3 protein-coding genes are annotated in these 2125 nt (G+C 57.0%); all 3 read left to right on the top strand.

The window, feature by feature from the left end; genetic code table 11:
- Positions 1 to 1083 (top strand): F0F1 ATP synthase subunit beta (gene atpD, locus VEI96_11770; GenBank protein ID HXX58671.1); only part of this gene is annotated, 1083 nt, incomplete at its 5' end.
- Positions 1084 to 1117: 34 nt separating this feature from the next.
- Positions 1118 to 1528 (top strand): F0F1 ATP synthase subunit epsilon, encoded by a 411-nt coding sequence (locus VEI96_11775; GenBank protein HXX58672.1) that lies wholly within the window; start codon positions 1118 to 1120, stop codon positions 1526 to 1528.
- A gap of 332 nt (positions 1529 to 1860) precedes the next feature.
- A partial coding sequence (locus tag VEI96_11780) for an HAD hydrolase-like protein (GenBank protein ID HXX58673.1) occupies positions 1861 to 2125 on the top strand: 265 nt, incomplete at its 3' end.

Here is a 2125-nt window from a genome sequence, read left to right on the forward strand (position 1 = left end):
GAAACACGGATGCCGATACACAGGCCCGCGCCCGACTTTGCATCCCAGGAGCCGGTGACGCAGGTCTTCGAGACGGGCGTGAAGGTCTTCGATCTCCTTGTTCCCTTTGTCCGCGGAGGCAAGATGGGGATGTTCGGAGGCGCAGGCGTCGGAAAGACCGTTGTCATCATGGAGATGATCCATAACATCGCGATGAAGCACGGCGGCGTCTCGGTCTTCGCGGGCGTGGGAGAAAGGACGAGAGAAGGGAACGACCTCTACGGCGAAATGAAGCATTCGGGCGTTCTCGAGAAAGTGGCGCTCATCTACGGACAGATGAACGAGCCCCCGGGTGCGCGGGCGAGAGTCGCGCTCACGGCCCTGACCTGTGCGGAATACTTCAGGGACGAGGGGCAGGACGTGCTTATTTTTATCGACAACATCTTCAGATACACGCTCGCAGGCGCCGAGCTGTCGGCGCTCCTCGGCAGAATGCCCTCTGCCGTGGGATACCAGCCGACGCTGGGCACGGAGATGGGCATTCTCCAGGAACGGATCACGACCACGAAGAAAGGGGCAATCACCTCGATGCAGGCGATCTATGTCCCTGCCGACGACCTCACCGACCCGGCCGTGGCGACTGCGTTTACCCATCTTGACGGCACGGTCGTTCTTTCAAGGCAGATTTCCGAACTCGGGATATACCCCGCGGTCGACCCTCTCGATTCGACCTCCCGAATTCTCGATCCGAAGGTGATCGGGGACGAGCACTATGCGGTGTCGAGGAGCGTCCAAAAGATCCTTCAGCGCTACAAGGAACTCCAGGACATCATCGCGATCCTCGGTATGGAAGAGCTTTCCGAAGACGACAAACTGACGGTTTCGAGGGCGAGGAAGATTCAGAGATTCCTGAGCCAGCCCTTCCATGTGGCGGAGGTATTTACCGGAAGACCGGGCAAGTATGTGAAGATAGCCGATACGATCAAGGGCTTCAAGGCCATCGTCGACGGCCAGTATGATGACGTCCCCGAGCAGGCGTTCTACATGACCGGCGGAATCGAAGAGGTCGAGGAGAATGCGCGGAAGCTCGGCTGGTCGCGGTAGAAATGAAATTCCTGATTGACCGTGAGGCACAGACGTGGAAAATAAGCTGAGACTGGATATTGTCACTCCCTACGGTTCCGTGTTCAGCGATGACGTGGATGATTTCGCTGCTCCCGGGACTGAAGGCGAGTTCGGGGTTTTCCCGGGACACGCGCCCTTTGTGACGACCCTGAAGACCGGAATCATCACCTATAAGAAGGACGGACAGACAGGATTTATCTTTGTGAGCGGCGGGTATGCGGGGATCGCTCCGGACAGAGGAGTGGTGCTTGCCGACAGCGCCGAACGCTCCGAAGGCATCGACGTCGAACGCGCCAGGGCGGCGATGAAGAGGGCTGAAGAGAGGCTGAAACAGGCCGAGATGATCGATTTTGTGAGGGCCCAGGCCGCACTCGAAAGAGCAACGATAAGGGTACAGCTCGCCGAGAAGCATTCTGCACGATAGATTTCTGAACAGTAAGAAGCCCGCCGAAGCAAAGGCGGGTTTTTTCTTTTGGGGCAAAGCGGGGGAGCCTCGCAAATCGTTGAGCGGGCGGGAAACATCTCTCTGCTCATGTGCATGAAATCTTTGACCGGTCTAAAACTCAGTCGCTCGAATCCGGAAACTCGGCTTCGCCTCAGACAGTCCGGATTCGCCCTTTCACGGACGCTCCCTTTGCCAAGACCGGTACCCCAAAGATTTCATAATATTCGCTCCGAGACATTTCCCGACGAGATAGTGAGCCTTAACGTTCTGCCGGAGCGGATGCCGCCGATTTTTCTGTGATATAATTTTCTATGTCCCTGCGTCTCATCATCTTCGACCTGGACGGCACCCTTGTCGATTCGAGTCTCGATATCATGCATGCCCTGAATCATGCGGTCGAGCCTTATTCCTCCCGGCGTTTTACCGTTTCGGAGACGATCACTCTTGTCGGCGAAGGCATCCCCCGCCTCATCGAAAAGATTACCCCCGGGGCGGACGAGCAGACGCGTGCCGACGTCATGGAACGCTTCACGCAACACTACCTCTCACATCTGCTCGATAATACCACGGTGTATC

This window comes from Thermodesulfovibrionales bacterium (assembly GCA_035622735.1).
Classification (GTDB): domain Bacteria; phylum Nitrospirota; class Thermodesulfovibrionia; order Thermodesulfovibrionales; family UBA9159; genus DASPUT01.